Origin of the sequence: Xanthomonas sp. CFBP 8152, assembly GCF_014199025.1 — a bacterium.
Taxonomy (GTDB): Bacteria; Pseudomonadota; Gammaproteobacteria; order Xanthomonadales; family Xanthomonadaceae; genus Xanthomonas; species Xanthomonas arboricola_B.
Genome location: NZ_JACHNO010000001.1, coordinates 708730 through 734002 on the forward strand (window position 1 = coordinate 708730; position 25273 = coordinate 734002).

The 25273-nt window shown below is 60.7% G+C and carries 20 protein-coding genes; 11 read left to right on the forward strand and 9 right to left on the reverse strand.

Annotated elements, in window-relative coordinates; translation table 11 throughout:
• Positions 1-123 precede the first annotated feature (123 nt).
• Together FHT09_RS02950 and FHT09_RS02955 are read left to right on the forward strand one after the other, a co-directional pair.
• A complete protein-coding gene (locus tag FHT09_RS02950) occupies positions 124-510 on the forward strand; it encodes a hypothetical protein (RefSeq protein WP_104604920.1) in 387 nt (128 codons plus the stop codon).
• 89 nt (positions 511-599) lie between these two features.
• Positions 600-992 carry an H-NS family nucleoid-associated regulatory protein gene (locus FHT09_RS02955; protein ID WP_047127095.1) on the forward strand — a complete coding sequence of 131 codons (393 nt, stop codon included), beginning with the start codon at positions 600-602 and terminating at the stop codon, positions 990-992.
• A gap of 353 nt (positions 993-1345) precedes the next feature.
• Here FHT09_RS02955 and glgX read toward each other — a convergent pair whose 3' ends face one another.
• On the reverse strand, positions 1346-3484 hold the full coding sequence (gene glgX / locus FHT09_RS02960) for a glycogen debranching protein GlgX (protein ID WP_184416837.1): 2139 nt from the start codon (positions 3482-3484) through the stop codon (positions 1346-1348).
• 482 nt (positions 3485-3966) lie between these two features.
• On the opposite strand from glgX, the gene rimK reads away from it, so the two are divergent.
• The 4 genes from rimK to FHT09_RS02980 all read left to right on the forward strand — a co-directional run bounded on the left by rimK (position 3967) and on the right by FHT09_RS02980 (position 7573).
• Positions 3967-4872: a 30S ribosomal protein S6--L-glutamate ligase gene (gene rimK / locus FHT09_RS02965; protein WP_181141481.1), complete on the forward strand. Its 906-nt coding sequence runs from the start codon at positions 3967-3969 to the stop codon at positions 4870-4872.
• Positions 4873-5098: 226 nt separating this feature from the next.
• Positions 5099-5476, forward strand: coding sequence for a hypothetical protein (locus FHT09_RS02970; protein ID WP_243848935.1), 378 nt, complete (start codon positions 5099-5101; stop codon positions 5474-5476).
• 92 nt (positions 5477-5568) lie between these two features.
• Positions 5569-6246, forward strand: a complete 678-nt coding sequence (locus FHT09_RS02975) for a response regulator transcription factor (RefSeq protein WP_006448355.1) — start codon at positions 5569-5571, stop codon at positions 6244-6246.
• Positions 6239-7573: a HAMP domain-containing sensor histidine kinase gene (locus tag FHT09_RS02980; protein WP_166774292.1), complete on the forward strand. Its 1335-nt coding sequence runs from the start codon at positions 6239-6241 to the stop codon at positions 7571-7573. Before FHT09_RS02975 ends, FHT09_RS02980 begins: the two co-directional genes overlap by 8 nt.
• A 101-nt stretch (positions 7574-7674) precedes the next feature.
• On the opposite strand, the gene FHT09_RS02985 is transcribed toward FHT09_RS02980, so the two are convergent.
• From FHT09_RS02985 to FHT09_RS03010, 6 genes are all read right to left on the reverse strand, one after another.
• Complete coding sequence (locus FHT09_RS02985) at positions 7675-8070, reverse strand: SymE family type I addiction module toxin (protein ID WP_104607572.1); 396 nt, start codon at positions 8068-8070, stop codon at positions 7675-7677.
• A gap of 366 nt (positions 8071-8436) precedes the next feature.
• Positions 8437-8667 (reverse strand): hypothetical protein, encoded by a 231-nt coding sequence (locus FHT09_RS02990; RefSeq protein WP_146096612.1) that lies wholly within the window; start codon positions 8665-8667, stop codon positions 8437-8439.
• A gap of 8 nt (positions 8668-8675) precedes the next feature.
• Entirely contained in the window at positions 8676-12650 is a 3975-nt protein-coding gene (locus tag FHT09_RS20085) for an RHS repeat-associated core domain-containing protein (protein ID WP_221230469.1), read from the reverse strand.
• 949 nt (positions 12651-13599) lie between these two features.
• Positions 13600-14238, reverse strand: coding sequence for a dephospho-CoA kinase (gene coaE, locus FHT09_RS03000; protein WP_104607542.1), 639 nt, complete (start codon positions 14236-14238; stop codon positions 13600-13602).
• Between the two features lie 13 nt (positions 14239-14251).
• On the reverse strand, positions 14252-15115 hold the full coding sequence (locus FHT09_RS03005) for an A24 family peptidase (protein WP_104607541.1): 864 nt from the start codon (positions 15113-15115) through the stop codon (positions 14252-14254).
• 6 nt (positions 15116-15121) lie between these two features.
• On the reverse strand, positions 15122-16378 hold the full coding sequence (locus FHT09_RS03010; protein ID WP_104607543.1) for a type II secretion system F family protein: 1257 nt from the start codon (positions 16376-16378) through the stop codon (positions 15122-15124).
• Between the two features lie 344 nt (positions 16379-16722).
• Between FHT09_RS03010 and FHT09_RS03015 the strand changes: the two genes are divergently transcribed.
• From FHT09_RS03015 to pilB, 3 genes are all read left to right on the forward strand, one after another.
• The gene (locus FHT09_RS03015; protein WP_104607540.1) at positions 16723-17163 is read left to right on the forward strand and encodes a pilin; all 441 of its coding nucleotides are present in this window, start codon (positions 16723-16725) and stop codon (positions 17161-17163) included.
• Between the two features lie 108 nt (positions 17164-17271).
• Positions 17272-17715: a pilin gene (locus FHT09_RS03020; RefSeq protein WP_104607539.1), complete on the forward strand. Its 444-nt coding sequence runs from the start codon at positions 17272-17274 to the stop codon at positions 17713-17715.
• Between the two features lie 30 nt (positions 17716-17745).
• Entirely contained in the window at positions 17746-19491 is a 1746-nt protein-coding gene (gene pilB, locus FHT09_RS03025; RefSeq protein WP_104607538.1) for a type IV-A pilus assembly ATPase PilB, read from the forward strand.
• 214 nt (positions 19492-19705) lie between these two features.
• Here the strand turns inward: pilB and FHT09_RS03030 are convergent, their stop codons facing one another.
• The gene (locus FHT09_RS03030; protein WP_184416839.1) at positions 19706-21100 is read right to left on the reverse strand and encodes a sigma-54 dependent transcriptional regulator; all 1395 of its coding nucleotides are present in this window, start codon (positions 21098-21100) and stop codon (positions 19706-19708) included.
• Positions 21101-21291: 191 nt separating this feature from the next.
• Entirely contained in the window at positions 21292-22905 is a 1614-nt protein-coding gene (locus FHT09_RS03035; protein ID WP_104607431.1) for a HAMP domain-containing sensor histidine kinase, read from the reverse strand.
• 230 nt (positions 22906-23135) lie between these two features.
• Between FHT09_RS03035 and sucC the strand changes: the two genes are divergently transcribed.
• Together sucC and sucD are read left to right on the forward strand one after the other, a co-directional pair.
• Positions 23136-24305: an ADP-forming succinate--CoA ligase subunit beta gene (sucC, locus tag FHT09_RS03040; protein WP_104607430.1), complete on the forward strand. Its 1170-nt coding sequence runs from the start codon at positions 23136-23138 to the stop codon at positions 24303-24305.
• Positions 24306-24329: 24 nt separating this feature from the next.
• Positions 24330-25205 carry a succinate--CoA ligase subunit alpha gene (gene sucD / locus FHT09_RS03045; RefSeq protein ID WP_011038208.1) on the forward strand — a complete coding sequence of 292 codons (876 nt, stop codon included), beginning with the start codon at positions 24330-24332 and terminating at the stop codon, positions 25203-25205.
• The last annotated feature ends 68 nt before the right edge of the window (positions 25206-25273 follow it).

Below are 25273 nucleotides of genomic sequence, written 5' to 3' on the forward strand. Positions count from 1 at the left end.
GGTGCCCCGGGAAGAATGACGCAAGTTGCTTGCTTCGCTGTTTCCTTCCAAATGGTCAGGAACCTTCTGATTGAGCAGGCTCGCGGCGATGGGCATAGTGGCAGCCCTCATCGAGCCAGTACCATGACGACCACGCATCCCCAACTCATCGGCGCACTTCTCAAGGGCATACGGCGTGCCGAATCCGCGCGTGCAGCCTCAAGTGGTTGCTGTGCAGAGCAGATGCGTTTTGGGTACGGCACGCCGGACGATGCAGGCAAGGTGCTGGAGATGTTCGCGCTGGATTCCGAGCAGATCCGCGAGCTTGGGCTGGTGGGCGTGGAAGAGCTGGGCGAGGCGGTCTGCCACGCCTGCTCCATCAACGCCGGCGAGCTGGATCGGGTGATTCAGTGGTTTTCGGCGCCGAGGGTCGAGTTCGTCGGCAAGCACTGCCGCGAACTGGTCCGGGACGGGCGCATCGGGCCGGTGCTGACCATGGCGCGCGAGCATGCCTTGCTGCGCCATCGCTGAGCGCAGCCAGGCCCGGGCGTGCCCTGCCGCTTTACGCTAGCCGGCGCAACGGCAATACTCGCTGACCCTTTCAACCTCAGTTTTGCCAAATGCGCCAGGTTCCGCCCGCTTCACCCTCTGCCGCCGCCAAAGCCCAATTGCTGGAAGAGCTGCGCAAGCTCGAGCAGGAAGAAGCCCAGCTGAAGTATGCCCAGACGCTGGAAGCGTTCGACCAGGTGGTCGAGGTGCTGACCCAGTTCGGCAGCCGCTTCAATGCCAAGCAGAAGTCCCAGATCGCCTCACTGGCGATGACCGGCAAATCCAAGGGGCCGCTGTCGTCCACGGGTGACGTGGTAGCCAAATACTGGATTCCGCATTCCGGCGAAACCTGGTCCGGGCGTGGTCGCACCCCGCGCGCGTTCAAGGCATGGGAAGGCACCAGCTCCTACAAGGAATGGAAGGCCAACCATCCGGATAAGCGATTCCCGCTCTATCCAGGCTGAGTTTTTGCGTATTCAAGGTCGGGTTGAATGACAACCCGATGCGTAGTTCGCTGCCCCGCATCGCCTGACGCATCACTGATACCAGCTGCAGCTCCGGGCTGTTTCGCCGGCAAGGCGTGAAGCCCCATCTGCGATTGCGTCAGCACCAGCGGCGATTCTGCTCGCCCCGCGCGCGATGTCGCGTCTGGATATCACCGGCAAGGCTGTCACCGCACACGACCTGCAGCGTCGGCATCCATGGATCGGTGGCGTGGATCCTGTGCACGCCGAAGCATCCGGCGCACATGTTGAAACAATAAAAAAAACTCGCGGCTTGCCGGAGATCCGGCAGGCCGCGAGTTCGTGTCACCGCGTCAGGATGACTGGTCGTTCTTGCACTCGAACACCGACATGCTGCGCGGCGGGGCCAGGAATTCGCTGGCGCCGGCCGGCATCATGTCCACTTCCAGGGCGTCGTCGGTCGAGAGCGCCAACTTCCAGTGCACCGGTTCGTCGGCCGAGGGCAGGGTGAAGGTCACGCCTTCGTGGTAAGCGTTGATGACGATCAACAAGGTGGCGTCGTTGGCCAGTTCCTTGACGCCGGAGGTCTGTGCCTTGCCTTCCAGCAGCAGCCCCACCGAGCGCGCGCCGGCATCGGTCCAGTGCGCATCGTCCATTTCGATGCCGCCCGGATTGAGCCAGGTGAGATCGCGCAGGCCCGCTTCTTCGTTGTACTGGCCGTTGAGGAAGCGGCCGCGCGACAGGATCGGGTAGCGCTTGCGCAACTGCGTCAGCGCCTTGACGAAGTCGGTCAGGCGGCCATCGGTGGGGTCGTTTTCCCAGTCCAGCCAGGTGATTTCGTTGTCCTGGCAATAGGTGTTGTTGTTGCCGCCTTGCGACTGTGCACGCTCGTCACCGGCAAGCATCATCGGCGTACCCTGCGAGAGCAGCAGCGTGGCGAGCAGGTTTTTCATCTGCCGCTCGCGGATCTGCAGCACGTCCGCGTTATCGGTGTCGCCTTCTTCGCCGTAATTGCAGGAACCATCGTTGGACGAACCGTCGCGATTGTCCTCGCCATTGGCGATGTTGTGCTTTTCGTTGTAGCTCACCAGGTCGCGCAGGGTGAATCCATCGTGCGCGGTGATGAAGTTGACAGATGCCCACGGGCGGCGGCCGCGACGATCGAACAGATCGGCCGAGCCGGTGAAGCGGGTGGCGAACTCGGCCAGCTTGCCGTCCTCGCCCTTCCAGAATTCGCGCGCATTGTCGCGGAACTTGTCGTTCCATTCCGACCAACCTGGCGGAAAGTGACCGACCTGATAGCCGCCGGGGCCGCAGTCCCAGGGTTCGGCAATCAACTTGACCTCCGACAGCAACGGATCCTGGTTGCAGGCATCCAGGAAACCGCCACGCTGGTCGAAACCGCTCGGCTCGCGTCCCAGGATCGTTGCCAGATCGAAGCGGAACCCATCCACATGCATCTCGCCGGCCCAGTAGCGCAGCGAATCGTTGACGAACTGGATCACCCGCGAGTTGCTCAGGTTGAGCGTATTGCCGGTGCCGGTATCGTTGATGTAGTAACGCTTGTCTTCGGCAAGGCGATAGTAGCTGGCGTTGTCGATGCCCTTGAACGATAGCGTCGGGCCCAGCTCACTGCCTTCGGCGGTATGGTTGTAGACCACGTCCAGGATCACTTCCAGGCCCTGCTTGTGCAGGGCCTTGACCATGTCGCGGAATTCGTCGCGATGTCCGCTGGACAGGTAGCGCGACTTCAGTGCGAAGAAGCCGATGGTGTTGTAGCCCCAGTAATTGCGCAGATCCTTGTCCAGCAGGTGCTGATCGTCCAGGTACGCATGCACCGGCAACAGCTCCACCGCAGTGATGCCCAGGTCCTTGATGTATTGCAGCACCTGCGGCTGTGCCAGGCCGGCAAAGGTGCCGCGCACGGCTTCGGGTACCTGCGGGTTGCGCATGGTGTAACCACGCACATGGGTCTCGTAGATCACCGTCTCGTTCCACGGCGTGAGCAGGCGCGCGTCGTCTTCCCAGTCGTAGGTGTCTTCGACCACCACACACTTGGGCATGAACGGCGCGCTGTCGCGCTCGTCGAAGCTCAGATCACCATCGGGGTGACCCACGGTATAACCGTAAAGTTCGTCTGCCCAGATCAGGTCGCCATCCATCTCGCGCGCGTACGGGTCCATCAACAGCTTGTTGTGATTGAAGCGGTGGCCTTCGGTCGGCTCATACGGGCCATGCACGCGGTAGCCGTAACGCTGGCCCGGTTTGACGTCCGGCAGGTAGCCGTGCCAGATCTCGTTGGTGTATTCCGGAAGATCCACCCGCACTTCGGTGCCCTGTTCGTCGAACAGGCACAGTTCCACGCGCGTGGCGTGCGCGGAAAACAACGCAAAATTGGTGCCCTGGCCATCGAAGACGGCGCCGCGCGGAAACGGGCGTCCTTGGCGGATGCGGGAGGGGTTGGCGTAAGCCGCGCTTGCTGGACGTCGCATTGAGAGTCTCGGGTGCGCCGGCATGCCGGCATTGAGGGAGCTCAAGCATTGCGGGTTCAGCTGTGCAAACTGCGTCATGACGACAAGGGGGCGGCGTGAGGGCGGTCGACGCGGCGCGCGGCCGTCAGTCATTTTTTCTGGCGCAGACACCGACAACGAGCGCCGACGCGGACCTGACGCGTTGAATCGAGCACGTCTGCTGCGTTGTCTGCGCGACCGCCGCCAGACACCCTGCGTCGTACATCACCTGCGCCGACGTACGCACGCGCTTGAGTGCTGCGCAGCCGCCCTGCTAGCATCCAGGCCGTCGAAGCCGCGCAGCGCATGCAGTGTGACAGCTGCCTTGCTGCGTCGCTCCCGCTCCCATTCTCGGGGCCGTCGCACACCCGTCGAACGCAACGTGCAGGGCCGTGACGCTGCCCGCGTGTGCAATCGACCGGCAGACCTACGGACTTGGGTCACTCCGTCATCAGACTCCGACCATGTCCAGGCCGCGCCGTACACCTGCCGCGATGAAGATCGCCATTCTTTCCCGCAACAGCAAGTTGTATTCGACCCGGCGGCTCATCGAGGCCGGGCGCAAGCGTGGCCACACCGTGCGCATCCTCGACCCGCTGCGCTGCTACATGCGTATCGCCGCCGACGGTTTTAGCCTGCACTACAAGGGCAAGCCGATCACCGGATTCGACGCGGTGATCCCGCGCATCGGCGCCTCGGTCACGCGCTATGCCACCGCCGTGTTGCGCCAGCTCGAATTCATGGGCACCTACACGCCCAACCCGTCCGGCGCCATCCTGCGCTCGCGCGACAAGTTGCGCGCGCATCAGTTGCTGGCCGCGCAAGGCATCGACATGCCGGTGACCGTGTTCGGCGACAACCCGGACGACACCCAGGACCTGCTGTCGATGCTCGGCCCGCCGCCGCATGTGGTGAAGTTGAACGAAGGCGCGCAGGGCGCGGGAGTGATCTTGACCGAGAAAGCAAGCGCCTCGCGCGGCGTGGTCGAGGCGCTGCGCGGGCTATACGCCAACTTCATCGTGCAGGAGTTCATCGGCGAGGCGGAGGGGGCGGACCTGCGCTGCTTCGTGGTCGGCGACCGGGTCGTTGCCGCCATGCGCCGGCAGGCGGCCGAGGGCGACTTTCGTTCCAACCTGCATCTGGGCGGCAGTGCCGCGGTAGCCCAGGCCAGCGAGCAGGAGCAGGAGGTCGCGGTACGTTCGGCACGCGCGCTGGGCCTGGCGGTGGCCGGTGTGGATCTGATCCGTTCACGGCGCGGGCCGTTGGTGCTCGAGGTCAATTCGACCCCCGGACTGGAAGGCGTGGAAGGCGTCTGCGAAGTGGATGTGGCGGCGGCGATCATCCAGCACCTGGAGCAGTCGATCCGCTGATCGGGCCACCAACTTTGTTATCGAAAATTTAACAAAAATCTAATCCTTTCCTCGCTAGCCTCACCCGACCGTGGCTCCGCTCTCGGCAGTGACGGTGATCGGGATGAACTTTTGGCCCAGGTGCGTTGTCGCACTTGGGCCTTTTTATGTGGCGGCTTGCTGCCCCCAGGCTTCGCGTCTACATTCGCTGATGTTAAATCGCTCAGGCACACAAGGAGGCGTCGGCATGGCCAGGCAAGTCAGCATCGCAATGCTGTTCGGCGTGATCGGTTTGCTGATCACCTCCGCCTGCGCAGCGGCGGTCGGTGGCGACATGCCACCCAAGCCACCGGCGGAGCAGGTGCGTAGCGATCTGCACAAAAGCGAGAAGCACTCCGAGATCAGTCAGGATGAGCGCGCTAAGGTGGCGGCGGTACCCGATCGCAACCAAGCCGCATTGGAGGCGCAGCCGGACGTCGTCGCGCTGCAGCCGCACCAGGGCGCAGCGTTGCATGGCGATCAGGAGCCCATCACCCAGATTTTGATCAAGGCAGGCGAAGATGGTCGGCCAATTGCCGGCGCGCGCGTGCATCTGGTTCGCAGACGAGTAGCAGACAGGGTATGACCGCCGCCGAGTGTTGCCGTCAGACGACGGTGAGTCAGGACGACACTTCTCGGCGCCAGCGCTAAAAAAACAGATTAACCAATGAGGTTCCAGTGCGAATTCTAGTAATTGAAGACAACAGCGATATCGCCGCCAATCTGGGCGACTATCTCGAAGACCGCGGCCACACGGTGGACTTTGCCGCCGACGGCGTGACCGGTCTGCATCTGGCCGTGGTGCACGAGTTCGACGCCATCGTGCTCGACCTCAACCTGCCCGGCATGGATGGCATCGAGGTGTGTCGCAAGCTGCGCAACGAAGCGCGCAAGCAGACACCGGTGCTGATGCTCACCGCACGCGATTCGCTGGACAACAAGTTGGCCGGTTTCGACTCCGGCGCGGACGACTACCTGATCAAGCCGTTCGCGCTGCAGGAAGTGGAGGTCCGGCTCAACGCGCTGTCGCGCCGTGGCAAGGGCGTGCACACCCGCGTGCTGGAAACCGGCGATCTGGAATACAACCTGGACACGCTGGAAGTGCGTCGCCGCGGCAAGCTGCTGCAGCTCAACCCCACTGCGTTGAAGATCCTGCAGTCGCTGATGGAAGCCTCGCCGGCCGTGGTCACCCGCCAGGAGCTAGAAACCCGCGTCTGGGGCGAGGAGCTGCCCGATTCGGATTCGTTGCGCGTGCATATCCATGGCCTGCGTGCGGTGGTCGACAAGCCTTTCGACGTACCGATGATCCAGACCCGTCACGGCATCGGCTATCGCATCGCCTCGCCCGATGCCTGAAAGCAATAACAGCGCGCGGCCCGCCCGTAGGCGCGGCCGCTACCGGCGGCGCCTGCGTAGCCGCATCATTCTGTCGTTCGTGTTGTTGGGCTTCTGCCTGACCACGCTGTTCGCTTTCGCCACCAACTGGGCGCGCTCGCGCGTGGAAAACCAGTTGGTGGAAGACGTGATGAACCGCAATATCGACGCCTTTGCGCAGCGCTTCTATTCCGACCCGCTGCGTAACCCCGACCTGCCGGTGCAGCAGATGCGTGGGCGGGTGGTCAAAAGCGACAAGTTCGAAGCGCTGCGGCTGGAACAGCCGGAGTGGTACCAGTTCCCGGACGGCATCCACACCATCTCCGGCGTGGACGAAAACGGCAACGCGTATTCGTACAAGCTGGCGGTGCGCAAGACGCCGAGCGAGTGGTTCTTCCTCGCCTATGACATGACCCAGACCATCAAGGGCGAGATTCAGCTCAAGCGCACCTTGATGCTTTCGGTGCTGGTGTTCAGCGGCTTCTCGCTGCTGATTGGCTGGTGGTCGGCGTCCAAGGTCATGCGCCCGGTGTCGGACCTGGCCGCCCGCCTGCGCGCCTATCGCGGCGGCACCAGCGAGCCCAAGCCGCTGGCCGCGCACTTCCCCGACGATGAAGTGGGCCAGCTGGCCGAAGCGCTGGACGATTACTCGGCCCGCCTCACCGAGGTGGTGCAGCGCGACCGCGAATTCAACGCCGACGTCAGCCACGAATTGCGCACGCCGCTGGCGGTGATCCGCGGCGCCACCGAACTGCTGCTCACCAAGCCCAATCTCGACGAAAAAATGCTGCAACGCCTGCAGCGCATCCAGCGCGCCGAACTGCAGTGCAGCGACCTGATCGGCTCGCTGCTGCTGCTCTCGCGCAACGAGCGCGGGCAGGGCAGCAGCAATGTCGCCAAGGTGGCCGAGCAACTGATCGACGCGCACCGCGCCCAGCTTGGCGGCAAGCAGCTGGAGCTGCTGCTGGAGGGCGAGCGCGACCTGGTCATCGACGCGCCCGAATCTGCCCTGTCGGTGGCGCTGGGTAACCTGATCGGCAATGCGGTCAAGTACACCCAGGACGGCCAGGTGCGCGTGCGCGTGCTCGGCGATGCGGTGGAAGTGATCGACTCCGGCCCCGGCCTGAGCGAGGAAGACGCCGCCAAACTGTTCCAGCGCGGCTACCGCGGCACCCACGCCGGCCACTCGCAAGGCGGCGGTATCGGCCTGTCGATCGTCAGCCGGCTCTGTGATCTCTACGGCTGGCGCGTCAGCGTGCGCCCAGGCCAGCAGCGCGGCGTCATCGCAACACTCGCCTTCCACCGCTAACCACCACCCGCATCTCCGTAGGAGCGCACCCGGGCGCGACAGCCTTACCCATGACGCCCCCACGCGGGGCTTGCAGACAACAACCGCACCCAAAACACCTTTCAGCGCTCCACCACCGTCACCACCAACTCGCCCGCACGCGCAGTGATCTGCAGCTTGCACCCAACCGCAAACCCCAACTGCTCCAGCCACAGCCCGCGTAGGCGTACGCTCGGGATGCGCTGGCTATGTGGCCGGCCCGGCTCCGCATCGTAGAACGCATAGCCCACCGTGCAGCGCGTGGGCGTACGTGCCTTGCGCGGTGGCCGCGGCGGCAGATCGTCCACGCGGGGCCTGTGGCAACGGTCGAAGGCGAGGTTGTCCACATCGAACGTGGGTGACGGCACCAGCCGCATGGGTTGTGCGTCCTTTGCCGGCGTGGCCGCCTGCTTGGCGTTAGCGGGGCGCTTGGCGGTTGGTTTGGACCGCTTGGAGCTTGAAGGCTTCGTTCGGCTCATTGCCTCACCTCCGCGCGCACCACGGAGCGATGACGCCCACCCATCTGCACGATCGATACATTTGCCATGACAACGCCTCCTTCGAAGAACAGGCACCGTCGCCGGCCGGCGACGGGATGTCGGGAGGTTAGAAACCGTGCATAGTCGGCGGGCGTATTCCTCCCGAAGGAGTGTTGTATTAGCCGCCCTCCCGACGCAGGATCGCGTCGGCTTGTACCTGCAGGCAGGCACAAAAAACCCACCGGTTTGACGGAGGTGGGTACCGCTATGCACGGAGTTTCTACGCTCCTTGAGGTGGAGAGTGCTACTGGTTGCTTGGGATGTCAACTATAGGATGATCGTCGAAATCAAATCCACGTCGTAAGCCTATTGCTCACCTCTGCGAATGAGGCCTAAATTTAGATTGGATTTTTCATGAATTAACCCAGCATCCTTTGTAAGTACCAATACTCCTTTTGCGAGGTATGACCAATCGACTTCAGGATATTCCTCCGTATATTTCCCTTCATCGAATATTGCCACTATGGTTCCATAAAGATCGGAGCCTAGAGAGACAGTGTCCCCTAGTAAGATAATTTCGCCGCTCTCGTAAGTCATGACATCACCTAATTTACAAAATCAGCTATAGGTATAGATCCGGCAGGCGGTGGCAGGCCGCCAGAGGCGTCGCTAGCACCAATGTTGACCCAGAAGCATTGGCAATTATTGGGGTTTTGGTTCGCGCGGTAAAGATTATAGTGATCGCCTGGGTAAGGATGGTGGGGTTTCGAAGGCGGAACTAGATCATGTCGGTATCCGATTGTTCCCACTGCCACAACTTGGCCCGTGGCCAACTTGCATGGCGGACAGCCACCCTTTTCATTTCCGCAAAGGGCATTTGCGGCATCCACTAAATTGCGAACCGCAGAACCCACGGGAGAGTACGGCGAATTCATCAATGGTGAACCCAAAATGCCCCCCAATATTTGTTCGGAGGAAGGGCTTGATGGGTAAACTGGCTGGCCATTTACTCCGTAATTGTAGGGGTCATCCGGATTGCCGTACCCACCTGGGAAGCCGCCCAGACCTGGTTGCGGCAGTGGTCTGATCCTTTGAAGTCCATGAGGATCAAGTGATGTCATCGGGGCGGATCCGACATAGCCAAAGGTGGATAAACCACCGGCAAGCCCAATCGGATCACTCTGCTCATACCGCCCTGTAGCCGCCTCATAGTCCCGGAAGTAGTTCTGACTTAATCCACTCGCCGCATCGTACCGCTGCCCCGGGAAGCGCATATCCAACACCAGTGCCACACCATCCCCATCAGGATCCTGATGCGGTGCGGTGTTGCCGAAGGCTTCGCCCTTCAAGCTCCACGCCCACACCGCCACATCGCGGGTGGGGTCGATCACCACGCGCGGACTGCCCAGGTGGTCGGGTTCGATGTAGTGCAGGGTGTTTGTATTGGCCAGCAGGCCGACCGGTAGATCGTCCAGCCAGATCGCCTGTTGTTTGGGCGCGCCGTTGCTGTCGTAGTCGCCCAGCCAGTGGCCGGCTTCATCGTAGAGCGTGTAGGTGTTGGTGGTGCCGAGGAAGCGGCGCACCTGTTCGCCACGGCCGTTGTAGCGGTAGTTCATGGTCACCGCGCCGGCACGACGAGCCTGGGTCATGCGGCCGGTGGTGTCGTAGGTGTACTGGCGCGCGGTGCCGCCGATGGCGGTGGTGTTGCCGGCGGCATCGTAACTGCGGGCCACGCCGGCCACCGCGCTGAGGCGATGGCTGTCGGCTGGGTAGGTGTAGGCCTGCGTGGCCGTGCCGACCTTGGCGCTGAGGCGGTTGCCGGTGGCGTCGTAGCTGTAGCCGTCGATCAGCGTGCCGGTAAGGCCGTCCTTGAGGCCGGTCAGGCGGCCCAGCGCGTCGTAGCCCAGGCCAATCTCCGGCGTGGCATTGCCGGCAGGCGTCAATGCGGTGAGGTTGCCGGCCGGGTCGAAGCCGAAGCCCACTTCCAGCCCGCCCGGGCGGGTGTCCTGGATCGCTTGCGGGCGGTAGTCCAGGTCGTACTGGCGGGCGAGGGTGCGGCCGTTGCCGTAGGTCCAGCCGGCGGCTGGACCGAACGGGTAGTAGCTGGCGTTGCTCAGCAGTATCTGCCGGCTGCCGCCGGCCGGCGTCACGCCGACCTCGGTGGTCTGGCCTTGCGCGTTACGCACGTAATCGACCACCGCCCCGTCGGGATAGGTCATGCGCCGCAATTGGCCACCGACGGTGTAGTCGTAGCGCAGCACCAGCGCCTTGCCATTGCTGGTCTGCACCTTGCGCACCAGATCGCCGAAGCGGTTGTAGCAGTACTGGGTGATGGCGCCGCCGTCCTGCATCTTGGTCAGGCGGCCGATGGAGAAGGTCTCCCCGCTCGCGCAGGCCGTCTGGGTCACGTCGTAGGTGTAAGTGACGTTGAGGCTGGTGGTGGGGTAGGTGACCTTGGTCAGGCGATTGAGCGCGTCGTAGCCGTAGGCGGTGGTGTTGCCGCGCGCGTCGGTCTGGGTGGCGCGGTTGCCGGCGCTGTCGTAGGTGTAGCTGGTGATGCCGGTGTCCGGGCTGGTGAGCTTCACCAGATCGCCAAAGCCGTTGTACTCGTATTTGGTGTCCAGACCCTTGGGGTCGGTGACCTTGGTGAGGTTGTCCAGCGCGTCGTAGTCGAAGATGGTGCCCGCCTTGATGCCGGCCACATCCTGCAACGTGCGCGAGAGGCGATTGAGCGGGTCGTATTCGCTCTGCGTTGCGGTTGCCAGCGCATCGGTCACCTTGCTGGCGTTGCCGTTGGCGTCGTACTCGAAGTCGGTGGGGTCGCTGGCCGCGGTGGCCTGCGTCTTCAGTTGCCCCAGCTGGTTGTAAACGCGCGAGAGCGTGCGCTTCAACGTACCGGCCGCGTCCTGGGTGTCTTCCTTGACGCGATTGCCGGCGTTGTCCAGCGTGTAGTGGACGGTATTACCCGCGTTATCGGTGATATCGGTCAGCCGATGCGCCGCATCGTAGGTAAAGACGGTAAACGCGCCATCGGGCTGGGTGACCTGCTTGACCAGGCCGGTGGGCCAGTAGTCGATGCGGGTGATGCGGTCATCGGCCTCGCTGGACGCATCGCTTCCGCGCACCTTGCTGGCGGTCAGCCAACCGCGCGGGTGATAGGTGTAGTCGGTGACGATGCCGTTGGTGTCCTTGATGGACAACGGGCGGCCGGCGCCGTCGTAGGCGAGGTATTCGGTGGTTTGGCCTAGGGCATCTGTGATCTTTTGCAGGTCGCCGCGACGATACCTACAAGTAGCGGATTGCGCATTACATCCCGCACTGTCAGCAGTAAAATATGAAAAAATAATTGTATCTTGGTCTCCTGAGAGTGGACCGTTCGTACTCATCACTAGTCCTAGGCGTGGGCATGTCATTGCCTCAACATCTGCCTGCTCGCAATAGATAGAGTTCGAACTCCTGGCCGTCCCAGAAAATCGATCTTCTGTCGTAGTACTCAATACTTGGCCGCGTGGATTGAATAAGTAATTGATCGAGACATTCCCCGAAATTTTCTTAACTATTCTGTTAGTGTCTCTATTTCGCCAAATTTCTGTTGTGCGTTGCTGGGAAGTCCCACTGGCTTGCGTGTGCTGGCTCATCACTACACTTCCAAAGGCAACGTCGTTGCGCTCTTGGTAAGAGAAGGATTCGATATTTCCTGATTTGTCTGTTCGCGACGAAATTCTCCTTCGGAAGTCGGCGGAATATTCGTTATACTTGGTTGAGATCAGGCCTTGTGCCGAAGAAATGGTTAATATTTTTCTATAAGGCTCGGACGCGGATAGCTTGATTTCTTCAATTGCACCGTTGGCATCCGTGTGCCTGATTAGATCATCAGTCAAATACTCGAATTTTCCACTGCTAACGCCGCCTGCGTGTTCTGAAAGAGTCGCCAGGCCATCGGTGTTGTAATCATAATTTGCGTAAATTAAACCTGATTCATCTCGAATCCCTGTCAGTCCATCAGGGAAGTGGGCTGTCTCATAGTGGTAACTTTTAGACGTGCCATCAGAGTAAGTGGTGTTAATTAGCCGTCCTGGTGTATCGTAAGAATAGGTGGCTATATTTCCGCCCGAATCTCCAACTGCAGCGATCTCTGAGTTGTCATCGCCGGTGGGTGCGTTATAGGTAAAGTATATATAGCGGCCTGATGAGTGGGTAGCGCGAAGTATTCTTCGTTGGCTGTCAAAAGAGATTGATATGCTGTCGCCAGTCGAGCGCTCAATTAAATAGGCTTGCCCATAACTATTAAATTGATACCGCGCATCCCCTGTCTCAAGTTTATATTCGCCATTGGCGTAAGTAAGTTTGTCGCCGGAGCCGTCAATTGCCTCTCCACTCTGAAATACAACCAGGGAGCCATTCGGATAGGTGATAGTATTGGCGCCGTTGCCTTGAGCAAAGCGAACGTTGAAGTTGTGCGTCCAGTGCTGCCCTCCAAATCCCCCCAAGGATTTGAAGGAAGAATTATAAGTTCTATAGAAATCAGTCCATGAGACATTAAGGTCGACTTCTTTCTGAAATTTGTTGCCCGTGGTCAAGCTAATCGGATTGTCTCGCAGATCACAGGGGGAGCAGGAAAGAGGTCTTGAATACAAGGTTGCGATATTGTCTCGTATGCATTTTGACCCGTCCCAAGCAAGGTGCTTAGGGCACTGCACAGGCCTGCGTCTCCACTGTTGCACCGTCCATAGTTCAGAGCAACTGCTCGTGTCACTAGCAATCATGTGGAATATTCGCGACTGAGTTGAGGGAACCCCGCCTAAGCCACCTTGGTCCTGCCAGCCTTCGGTAGGAATAAAATTTTTGAAATGACAGCTTGGATATTGCGAGTTGTAAGTCGCCAGAGTGGTGGAGTTGGCCAAATCCTCAGAAGCTACTCCAGGTTCTGCAACGCCATTTCCGGTATATAGCCAAGTCCCCGTTTCTAGCTGTCGAGGTCTGGCCCGATAAACATACCGTGTGGTTTCAAATTCTTGTTGGAGGTACTGTAGCTCTTCTGCATAGGAATACTCATCACCTTTGGAGCGCACTGCAGCTAGCGCTGAATTTTCACTGGGAAAAACGCCAGGGACTACATTAGTGGTCCAAGATTGCGGTGAGGCTGCGTTTGCATTGGTTGCAATCGCTAAAAATGCAAAAAGCGAGATGCGCTTAAACTTTCGATTCGAATTCCCTATAGGGGGGGTGAAAATCAATTGGAGTAGTATAATTGGTGTGTGAAAAAATTTTAGCAGCAAGGTGATCCTCATTAACGAACTCCATGTTATGCCAGCAGGAGCTGTCGCTAATTTCTGAGATTGATCCTTCATCTTATTGATCTCCATTGCATTGTTTCATGAGCGATTCGGAGCGCACTTATGCCAGAAGCAAGAATTTCGAGTGAAATCCAATCATTCGTCTTCTATGCGTTGATTAGGAATCTTTGGCAGGATAATTGGATATTTAATGCGCAGTTTTATGCCGGTAAAGCTAAAGCTATGGACGATCTTATACGCCAGCGGTCTTGCCTTCCGTCCTCTTTGTAACTGCCTGTTCGCGGTAGGCCCAATCCAGGGCAACCGCCTCTTGTCTTAGTTGCTCTAGCTTGCCGTCGTTTTTCACAATGTCGTCGGCAATTGCAAGTCGTTCTTCGCGTGATACTTGCGAGGTAATCATCCGTTCTGCTAGTTCAAATGTAGCTCTGTCGCGCTTCACCAGGCGAGTATGCTGCAGCGCGACCGGTGCATCGATGACAAGGATACGATCCAGCCAAGGGTATGTAGCACGGCCGCCTGCTTCGGTAAGCAAGGGGATGGCGACGATGGCATAAGCACCTTCAGCGGTCTTGGCCGCGCGCTTCAATTCTGCGCGAATAGCGGGATGGGTGATGTCTTCTAGCGCTCTCCGTTGGATTGGATCGGCGAAGACAATTCGGCGCAAGGCCTGGCGATCTAGCGTTCCCTCCGGAAGCAGGATGCCCCGACCGAAGCGATTTGAGATAGCGTCGAGTATCGATCCGGGCGCCACCACTTGCCGCGCTACGACATCGGCATCAATGACCGGCACACCGAGCTTCTCGAACTCGGCGGCAAGGGCACTCTTGCCGGAGGCGATGCCGCCAGTGAGGCCGACGATGAAGTCGCTCATCGTCGTGCCCCGGTCAACGCAGGCCTGCGAAGTGCAGGTAGCCGTCCACCAGGTCGTTGCCCCAGAAGAACACCACCCAGCCGGCGATGGCCAAGTAGGGGCCGAACGGGATCGGGGTGGCGCGGTCGCGGCCCTTGGCCACCAGCCAGATTGAGCCGAGGATGGCGCCGACCAGCGAGGAGATCAGGATGATCGGCAGGATGCCCTTCAGTCCGCACCAGGCACCGAGCGCGGCCAACAGCTTGAAGTCGCCGTGGCCCATGCCTTCCTTGCCGGTGAGCTGCTTGAACAGCCACCACACCGTCCACAGCGAGACATAGCCCACCGCCGCGCCCAGCAGGGCAGGCTTGGCCGGCATGTAGAGGTTGTCCATCGAGCCGACCAGGCCCAGCCACATCAGTGGCAGGGTCAGCTGGTCCGGCAGCAGCTTGTGGCGCAGGTCGATGCCCGACATCGCCACCAGGAAGCAGCTCAGCACGATCGCGCCGAAGCCCTGCCAGCCGAAGCCGAAGCGCCAGACGCTGGCCACGCACAGGATCGAGGTCAACAGCTCAACCAGTGGGTATTGGATGGAGATCGGCTTGCCGCTGTAGCGTGACTTGCCGCGCAGCATCAGCCAGCTAAAGAGCGGGATGTTCTCCCACCACTTGAGCTTGTCGCCGGTGACTGGGTCGTGCGAAGGCTCCACCATAATCCCCGGCGGCGGCGGCTCGTAGATGTCCGGCAGCTCCAGGATCTCGCGCGCATCGCGGCGCCACTGCCACTCCATGCGCTTGGGCAAGCGCAGGATCACCACGTTCAGGAAGCTGCCGATCAGCAGTCCCAGTCCGGCCGCGGCGGGAAAGCCGAGACCGGGATGCTGGTCGAGAAATGCCATTACGTCTTATCCAACTACCGCGCCGAGTTTGAAGATCGGAAGATACATGCCGATGACCATGCCGCCTACGATAGTGCCGATGAACACCATGATCAGCGGTTCCAGTAGGCTGCTGAGCGCATCCACGGCGTTGTTGACTTCCTGCTCGAAGTACTCGGCAACCTTGAACAGCATAGTGTCAAGCGCACCTGCTTCCTCACCAATGGCAGTCATTTGGATCACCATGTGCGGGAATAAATTGACCTGTTTCATGGCCATGTTGACCGGGTAGCCCACCGACACATCGTCTCGCATGCGAAGCACGGCTTCTTCGTAGACTTTATTGCCTGTGGCGCCAGCCACAATCCCTAGCGCCGCCACTAATGGAACACCGGCTTTAAAGGTAACGGCAGTTGTGCGGGCGAAGCGAGCGATCGCGCTGTTGTGCATGATTTGGCCTATGACAGGTACCTTCAAGATAATCCGATCCATGCCGTGCTGCATGCGTGGCGAGCGCTTGTAGGCATAAATGAAGCCGATGACTGCCCCCGCTACGATGACCAATAGAGCCCACCAGTAGCTAACCATAAAGCGCGATGCGGCTACGATCATTTGTGTGAATGCAGGTAATTCCGCACCAAAGCCCTTGAAAACCTCTTCGAACTGTGGGACTACGAAAACTAGCAGGATTGCGCTAACCACGAGAGCAACTACGACGACCATCGCAGGGTAGAAAAGAGCTTTCTTGATCTTGCCCTTCAATGCCTCAATATTCTCTTTGTAAGTTGCAACTGTGTCTAGCACGGTTTCTAGCACGCCCGCGCCTTCACCTGCGCGGACTAAGTTTCGGTAGAGCTCGTCAAATTGAACTGGGTGTCTGCTGATGGATTCATGTAGGGACGAGCCTCCCTCGATATCGGTTCTTATCTGACCAACCATTTGCTTCATTCGTGGGTTTTTGTGACCCTCCCCAATAATTTCCAGTGAACCAACAATAGGTACGCCGGATTTCATCATGGTAGCCATTTGGCGGCTAAAGAACGAGATGTCCTTAGGAGTCACTTTTTTGCCTGCAGCGCCAAACAGTGGCTTTGGCTTGGGCTTAACGACGTTTGGTGTAATACCTTGGCGCCGAAGTTCGGCGCGCAACATGTTTATGTTGCGCGCCGCTTGCTCTCCCTTCATCTTGACGCCGCGCTTGTCCGTTCCTTCCCAGATAAACGGCTGCAGCTGGCTTGTGCTTCGATCGACTGGTTTTTTGATGACGTTGCGAGCGACGGACATGCGAGTCTCCTCATCGGCCATCCCCAGGCCGGATAGGCACACATAGTAACTTGTTTGAGAGACCGAGGCACTGACTCAATGGTGTGTGGTGATGTCGGGTGGGCGCCTTGGCGGGTCCTAAAGTGACCGCCTGCGTCACATTGCAGGCCACGTCGCAATTGTGTTTCGAGGGCCTGAAAATCTGTCCGAGGTCTGTCACTATCTGGTTCGGGGAAGACTCACAAGATGAAGATGCGAAGTTGGCACGAAAAGTGCTTATCACCTATTGCTACACCCGCTGCGGCTGCGATATTGCTAATTAGCCCAGCAAAAATTCCACATGCCACCTCTAAGGGGACGTACCTATGAAGAAGCAACAAGGCTTTACTTTGATCGAACTGATGATCGTAATCGCGATCATCGCAATCTTGGCTGCTATTGCACTGCCTGCTTACCAGGACTACGTTGTCAAGTCGCGCGTCTCGGAGGCTATGGTGTTGGCTGACGGCCTAAAAGTGGTAGTGGCTGACAATGCTGCCCAGGGTGATAACAACCTCGGCAAGGGGGCTACTTTGACCACTGCAGCCGATGCATCGCCGAATGTAACTTCCACTGCAGTTGCAGCGACAACTGGTGTTATTACGGTTGTTACTACAAGTAAGGCTGGCAACGGCAATGTGATCTTCACGCCGCGTGCGGGTGGTAATAATCTTGCCGCCGGAACCCCGCCGGAAGGTACGATCGTGTGGACATGCACCGCTACGATTAAGCAGAAGTATTTGCCGAGCAGCTGCACCGGCACCTAATAACATGTAATAATTTTAAATTAAAAGCCCCTTGCTGACAGTGAGGGGCTTTTTAGTTGTAAGATTAAAGAAGATGCAGAATTGCAATCAAAAGCGAGGGGGGGTAGTATGAGGAGGATAAACGGATTCACCCTTATCGAGTTGATGATAGTTGTTGCAATAATTGCAGTGCTTGCCGCAATTGCTATGCCGGCTTATCAAGACTATGTTGTGCGTACGCGGGTATCTGAAGCTTTAGTGTTGGCAAGCGGATTAAAAGCTACTGTGATTGTCAATGCTTCGGAAAATTCAGCGGATTTGTCTCGAGGCGCGTCTCTTGTCTCAAGTTTTGATGCTTCCGCGAATGTTGCGTCTACTTCAATTAATTCAGTGAATGGCGCTATTACGGTGGTGACTACGGCAAAAGCTGGGAATGGATTAATTACTTTGACGCCTCGCGGAGCTAGTGGTTCGGCTTTATCCGCAGGGACATCGCCCTCAGGTAATGTCGTGTGGACTTGTTCGTCGACAATTAAACAGAAGTATTTGCCATCGACGTGCTCGGGTATTTGAAACGGTTTCTGTCAGAAAATGGAGGGCGTAATGAATGCTGGGCCTGCCACTAACAACATTAATCTCGTAGGTATAACCGGCATTGCCCGGCGATTGGTCCAGGACGGTGCTCTAGACGAAGTTAGTGCTCGCTCCGCCATGCATCAGGCAGCCAACGCAAAAGTTCCTTTGCCGCAATGGTTTGCTGAAAAAAAGTTGGTGTCGGCAGCGCAACTCGCTGCTGCCAATGCGGTTGAGTTTGGTATGCCCCTGATGGACGTTTCTGTCTTTGATGCCAGCCAGAACGCAGTCAAGTTAGTCAGCGAAGAGTTGCTCCAGAAGTATCAGGTGCTGCCGCTGTTCAAGCGCGGCAACCGATTGTTCGTGGGGGTGAGCAACCCGACTCAGACCAGGGCGCTGGACGATATCAAGTTCCATACGAACTTGGTGGTCGAGCCTATCCTGGTCGACGAGGACCAGATCCGTCGCACCTTGGAGCAGTGGCAGGCCAGCAATGCTGCGCTTGGATCTTCGCTCGGGGACGATGACGAGGGGATGGGCGACCTGGACGTGTCGGCCGGGGACGAGGACATGGGCGCCGGCGGGGATGCCGGGGTCGATGCCAAGGGCGACGACACGCCGGTGGTGAAATTCGTCAACAAGGTGCTGGTGGATGCGATCCGTCGGGGAGCCTCCGACATCCATTTCGAGCCCTATGAAGACGACTACCGGGTGCGGCTGCGGATCGACGGTTTGCTGAAGAACGTGGCCAAGGCACCGGTAAAGCTGAACCAGCGCATCGCGGCACGCCTGAAGGTAATGTCGCAGCTGGATATCGCCGAGAAGCGGGTGCCGCAGGACGGACGCATCAAGCTCAACCTGTCCAAGACCAAGCAGATCGACTTCCGCGTGAGCACCTTGCCGACCCTGTTCGGCGAAAAGGTCGTGTTGCGTATCCTGGACGGCAGCGCGGCCAAGCTGGGCATCGAGAAGCTGGGCTACGAGGCGGAACAGCAGAAGCTGTTCCTGGAGGCGATCCACAAGCCCTACGGGATGGTGCTGGTGACCGGGCCGACCGGTTCGGGCAAGACAGTGTCGCTGTATACGGCGCTGGGCATCCTCAATGATGAGACGCGCAACATCTCCACCGCCGAAGACCCGGTGGAAATCCGCCTGCCTGGCGTCAATCAGGTGCAGCAGAACAACAAACGCGGCATGACGTTTGCCGCGGCGCTGCGCTCGTTCCTGCGCCAGGATCCGGACATCATCATGGTCGGCGAAATCCGCGACCTGGAAACGGCCGAGATTGCGATCAAGGCCGCGCAGACCGGTCACATGGTGCTGTCCACGCTGCACACCAACGATGCGCCGCAGACCATCGCACGCTTGATGAACATGGGCATTGCGCCTTACAACATCACCTCGTCGGTGACCCTGGTGATTGCGCAGCGTTTGGCGCGGCGCCTTTGCAACAACTGCAAGCGCAAATCGACCTTGCCCGAGCATGCGTTGCTGGCGGAAGGGTTCACTGCAGAGCAGCTCGCTGCTGGTATCGAGCTGTATGAGGCAGTCGGTTGTGACGAGTGCACCGAAGGCTACAAGGGCCGTACCGGTATTTACCAGGTGATGCCGATGACCGACGAGATCGGCGCGATCGTGCTGGAAGGCGGCAACGCGATGCAGATTGCCGAGGCGGCGCAGAGTATCGGCATCCGCGACCTGCGCCAGTCGGCTTTGGTCAAGGCCGCGCACGGGGTAACCAGCCTGGCCGAGATCAATCGGGTGACGAAGGACTGAGTGCTGGGATTTGGGGATTCGGGATTGGGGAATCGCAAAAGCCTGGGGCCTGTACGTCCCAGGCTTTTTTATTTGGACCACAGCGTCAAGAATTGCGGCGGGCCACCGCGAGGTAATGCATTAGCCAATCCACGGCGGTGTGTCCCGCAAGAACCATCGAAGCGGCGCCTGTGCTTTTACGATTCCCGATTCCCCAATCCCGACTCCCGGCCTTTTACTCCATCCCCAACTTCTTCAATTTATAACGCAATGCCCGAAACGTGATGCCCAGCTGCGCGGCGGTCTTGGTCTTGTTCCAGCGATTCTCTTCCAGCGCTTTCTGGATCGCGGCGCGTTCCAGTTGCTCGATGTAGGAGGGCAGGGCGGCCGAGGCGGGGTCGATGTCGACCACCGCTTCGCGGGGTTCGACAGCGGCGCTGCCGGGGCTGGCGGCCAGGCGATGGCCGCCGTGGGCTGGCAGGCGCAGGTCGCTGGCGCTGATCTGGTCGTCTTCGGCCAGGGCCAGGGCGCGTTCGAGGATGTTTTCCAGCTCGCGGACGTTACCTGGGAATCCGTACTGGTCCAGCGCGTCGAGTGAGGATTGGGTCAGCAGCGGAATCGGGCGGCCGTGGCTGTGCGCCAGGCGGGCGATGATCGCGGCGGCCAGCTGCGGCAGGTCGCCGCTGCGTTCGCGCAGCGGCGGCACGCGCAGTTCGATGACGTTGATGCGGTAGTACAGGTCGTGGCGGAAGCGGCCGTCGGAGACCAGGTCGCCCAGGTTCTTGTGGGTGGCCGAGAGGATGCGCACGTCCACCAGCGACTCGCCGGAGGCACCGACCGGGCGTATCGATTTCTCCTGGATTGCGCGCAGCAGCTTGACCTGCATCTGCAGCGGCAATTCGGCCACTTCGTCCAGAAACAGCGTGCCGCCATGCGCGGCCTGGAACAGGCCGGGCTTGTCGGCATGCGCGCCGGTGAAGCTGCCCTTCCTGTGGCCGAAAAACTCGCTTTCCATCAGTTCGGCGGGGATGGCGCCGCAGTTGACCGGCACGAACGGGCCGGCCGCGCGTGCGCCCTGTTCGTGGATGGTGCGGGCGACCAGCTCCTTGCCCACGCCCGATTCGCCGACGATGTAGACCGGCGCCTGGCTGCGCGCGACCTTGCCGATGGTGGCGCGCAGGCTTTCCATCGCACTGGAGTCGCCGAGCAGGCGGCTGGCCTGTTCCGGCGGCGGCGCGGGCGGGGCGGGGCGGTCGCGGTTGTTCAGTTCCAGCGCGTGCTTGACCAGGCCGCGCAGCACGCCGATGTCCACCGGCTTGCTGACGAAGTCGAAGGCGCCGGCCTTCAACGCTTCCACCGCCAGGTCCATGCTGCCGAACGCGGTGATCATCGCCACCGGGGTCTGCGGATAGTGCTTGGCGATTTCGGTGACCAGTTCGATGCCGTTGCCGTCGGGCAACCGCATGTCGGTCAGGCACAGGTCGTAGGGATTGTTGGCCAGCAGCTCGCGGGCTTCGGCCAGGTTGGCCGCGGTGCTGATGCGCAGGCCCATCCGGCCCAGGGTGAGAACAAGCAGTTCGCGAATGTCACGCTCGTCATCGACAACCAGTGCACTTTTCGGTTCGTTCATGTGGCGCAAGATAGCCCACGGCGATGACAGTCGACAATTGCCGGGCGGGTCCGGCGTAACGATTCACGTGATCACACGATGGTGCGCGGGCGTAGCACGATGCGCAGCAGCTGGCCGCACGGACACCATTGCAGTGCTAACGCAGGCCGCGGCGCCATTGGCTTGCGGCTGGCATGACGCAACGCTCCCGCTCATTTTCCGAGCAGGCTATTGGGCCCCTGCAACAGGATCCGGAAACACGCGCCGCCGCCCGGCACCGACACGTAGTCCAGTTGCGCCTGGTTGGCGCGGCACAGTTCCTGGGCGATATACAGGCCCAGCCCGGTGCCGTGTTCGGAGGTGGTGTAGAACGGGCGGAACAGTTGTGCGGCCACCGTCTCCGGAATGCCGGGGCCACGGTCGACCACGTCGATCACCGCCATGCGCTCCATGCGTTCCACACGCAGCTTCACCCGCGCCGGCTCGTCCATGACCCGGCCGTATTTGAGTGCGTTGTGCACCAATGCGGTCAGGATCTGGTGCAGATGCTTGGGGTCGACCAAGGCATGCACGGCATTGCCCTGGATGCTGGCCTCCAGGATGTCGGTTTCCATCGACAGGGTCTGCCGGTACTCGACAACGAAGCGGCGCACGAAGGCGGCCAGATCCAGGTTGTCCGGGCTTGCGCGCTCGCGGCGGGCCAGCGCGAGCACGCTCTCGACGATGCCGTTGGTGCGCTGGCATTGCTGGTGGATGATCTGCAGCAGGCGGCGGTCGGCATCGCCGATGTCGGGGGATTCTTCCAGCAGCTGCGAGGCGTAGCTGATCGCCGCCAGCGGGTTGCGGATCTCGTGCGCCAGGCTGGCCGAAAAGCGCCCCATCGCCGACAGGGTGAGCGATTCGGCGCGCCGCGACACCACGCTGGCATCGTCCAGAAATACCAGTACCAGGTCGCTGTCGGCGAGCAGCCGCACGAAGCGCGGCTGCACTTCCGGGCGGTCGGCGCCCAGTTGAAGCGGGGCTTCTTCCTGGCGCCAGCCGCTGCGCCAGCGCTGCAGGCGGCGCGACAGTTCGGGAGTGAGCGCGGCCAGCGACAGGTCGACCGGGGCGTTGCGCTGGTCGCCATCGCCGAGCAGCGCCAGCGCCGCCTCGTTGGCCAGCGTGATGCGGTTGTGCGTGTCCACCACCAGCACGCCGGTGCGCATGCGGCGGATGATCAGTTCGTTGATCTCGTAGAGGTTGGCCACCTGCGCGCCGCGCTCCTCGGCCAGCATCTGATTGCGGCGCGCACGCGCGGCGATCTGCTCGCAGATGAAGGCCACCGCGACATAGCTGGTGGCGAACATCGCCAGTTCGGCCACCGGGCGGGTGGCGCCGCCGCCTTCCAGCACCGTCCACAGGTACTCGAGCACGGTGGCGGAACTGGCCAGTACCGCGATGCCCATGCCGTAGCGCAGGCGCAGCAGAATCGAGGCGGCGGCGACATTGAACAGCAGCATCATCGCGATGCCGGCGCTGGCACCGGGCAGCGCGTGCGTGGCCAGGGTCGCGGCGAGGATGTCGGCGATCACCGCGCACAGCACGGTGGCGGTCAGGCGGCGCTCGTTGCGACCCCAGAACAGCAGCGGGATGGCCAGCGACAGGTAGCCGATCGCCACGCCGGCCGCCAGCCGCGGGTAACGCGGCTCCGGGATCGCGTCGGACAGGGGGCTGAACACCAGTGCGGCGATCAGCCCGGCCACCAGCACCCGGTACAGCGAAAAGAAGTACAGCTCGCGCTGCGGCGCGGACTGGATCCGGTCGATAAGCGATGGGCTGGATGGCAAACCGATTCCCCGCTGGAGCAAGCCGCGAGTATAGGCAGGTGCGCGGACCGCGCAGCGCTCGCGCATAGTGCCGGGCTGGGCGCAAGCCCCGCAAACGGCGGGCACTCCCGCCGGCTTTTGCGCCGCACGGCGTGGTCGGCCACAATAGGCGGCCCGTTCGCGTCTCTTGACGTGCCGCCCTGGCGGTCTGCGTTGCACGCAGCGGTCGTTTCCTTTTCCCACGGTGACGCATGAATTTCCACGAATACCAGTCAAAACAGCTGCTTGCCGAGTACGGCATCCCCGTTCCGGCCGGCAAGGTCGCGGCGACCCCGGACGAAGCGGTTGAAGTCGCCAATTCCCTGGGCAAGGGCCCCTGGATGGTGAAAGCGCAGATCCACGCGGGCGGTCGCGGTAAGGCTGGCGGCGTCAAGTTCTGCAAGACCACCGACGACGTGAAGGCCGCAGCGGCCAAGATGCTCGGCACCAAGATGTCCACCTACCAGACCGCCGGCGTCGAGCTGCCGATCAACCTGGTGCTGGTGACCACCGCCGGCGAGATCGTCAAGGAGCTGTACCTGTCGATCCTGGTCGACCGCGGCACCAAGACCATCACCTACATCGCTTCCAGCGAGGGTGGCGTGGAGATCGAACAGGTCGCCGCGCAGACGCCGGAGCTGATCCACTCGCTCAACGTCGATTTCGTCGAAGGCGTGCAGGGGTACCACGGCCGCGACTTCGGCTTCAAGCTCGGCCTGACCGCCAAGCAGGCCGGCCAGTTCGCCAGCATCATGGTGAACCTGTATCGCCTGTTCAACGAAAAGGATCTGGCGCTGGTTGAAATCAACCCGCTGGCGATCCTGGACGACGGCAACCTGTACGCGCTGGACGGCAAGTTCGACAGCGACGACAACGCCGCGTTCCGTCAGAAGCAGCTGATCGCCATGCGCGACAAGACGCAGGAAGACGAGACCGAAGTCACCGCGTCGGAGCTGGACATCAACTACGTCACCATGGACGGCAACATCGGTTGCATGGTCAACGGTGCAGGCTTGGCCATGGCCACCATGGACGTCATCAAGCTCAACGGCGGCGAGCCGGCGAACTTCCTGGACGTGGGCGGAGGTGCCAACAAGCAGCGCGTCATCGAGGCGTTCAAGCTGATCCTGTCCTCGGACAAGGTCGAAGGCATCTTCGTCAACATCTTCGGCGGCATCGTCCGCTGCGACATGATTGCCGAGGGCATCATCGCTGCGGTCAAGGAAGTGGGCGTCAAGGTTCCGGTCGTGGTGCGCCTGGAAGGCACCAATGTGGAGGAAGGCAAGCAGCTGCTGCGCGACAGCGGCATGGCCATCATCCCGGCCGACAACATCAACGACGGTGCCAAGAAGGTCGTCGAAGCTGTCAAGAACGCCGCCTGATTCACGACACCGAAGGAACTATCCATGTCCGTTTTGATTAACAAGAACACCAAGGTGATCGTGCAGGGCTTCACCGGCCAGCAGGGCACCTTCCACGCCACTCAGATGATCGAGTACGGCACCCAGGTCGTCGGCGGCGTGACGCCGGGCAAGGGCGGCACCACGCATATCGACCTGCCGGTGTTCAACACCGTGGCCGATGCCGTGCAGAGCACCGGCGCCGATGCGTCGGTGATCTACGTGCCGCCGCCGTACGCGGCCGATGCCATCCTGGAAGCGGCTGCGGCCGGCATCAAGGTCATCGTCTGCATCACCGAAGGCATTCCGGTACTGGACATGCTGCGCGTCAAGAACGTGCTGACCCGCTCGCATCCGGACACCGTGCTGATCGGGCCGAACTGCCCCGGCGTGATCACCCCGGGCGAGTGCAAGATCGGCATCATGCCGGGCCACATCCACAAGCCGGGCAAGATCGGCATCGTGTCGCGCTCGGGCACCCTGACCTATGAAGCGGTCAAGCAGACCACCGAAGTGGGCCTGGGCCAGAGCACCTGCATCGGTATCGGTGGCGACCCGATCAACGGCCTGAACTTCGTCGACTGCCTCAAGCTGTTCAACGAAGACCCGCAGACCGAAGGCATCATCATGGTCGGCGAGATCGGTGGCGACGCCGAGGAAGCCGGTGCCGAGTACATCAAGCAGTTCGTGAAGAAGCCGGTGGTCGGCTTCATCGCCGGTGCGTCGGCGCCGGCCGGCAAGCGCATGGGCCACGCCGGTGCGATCGCATCGGGCGGCAAGGGCACTGCAGAAGGCAAGTTCGCGGCGATGGAAGCTGCCGGCGTCAAGACTGTCCGTTCGCCGGGCGATCTGGGTGCGGCGATCGCTGCGCTGGTGAAGTAAGCACGCTGCGCGCGCAAGCGTGTGAGCGTCAGAAAGGCCGCCTTCGGGCGGCCTTTTTTGTGGCGGCG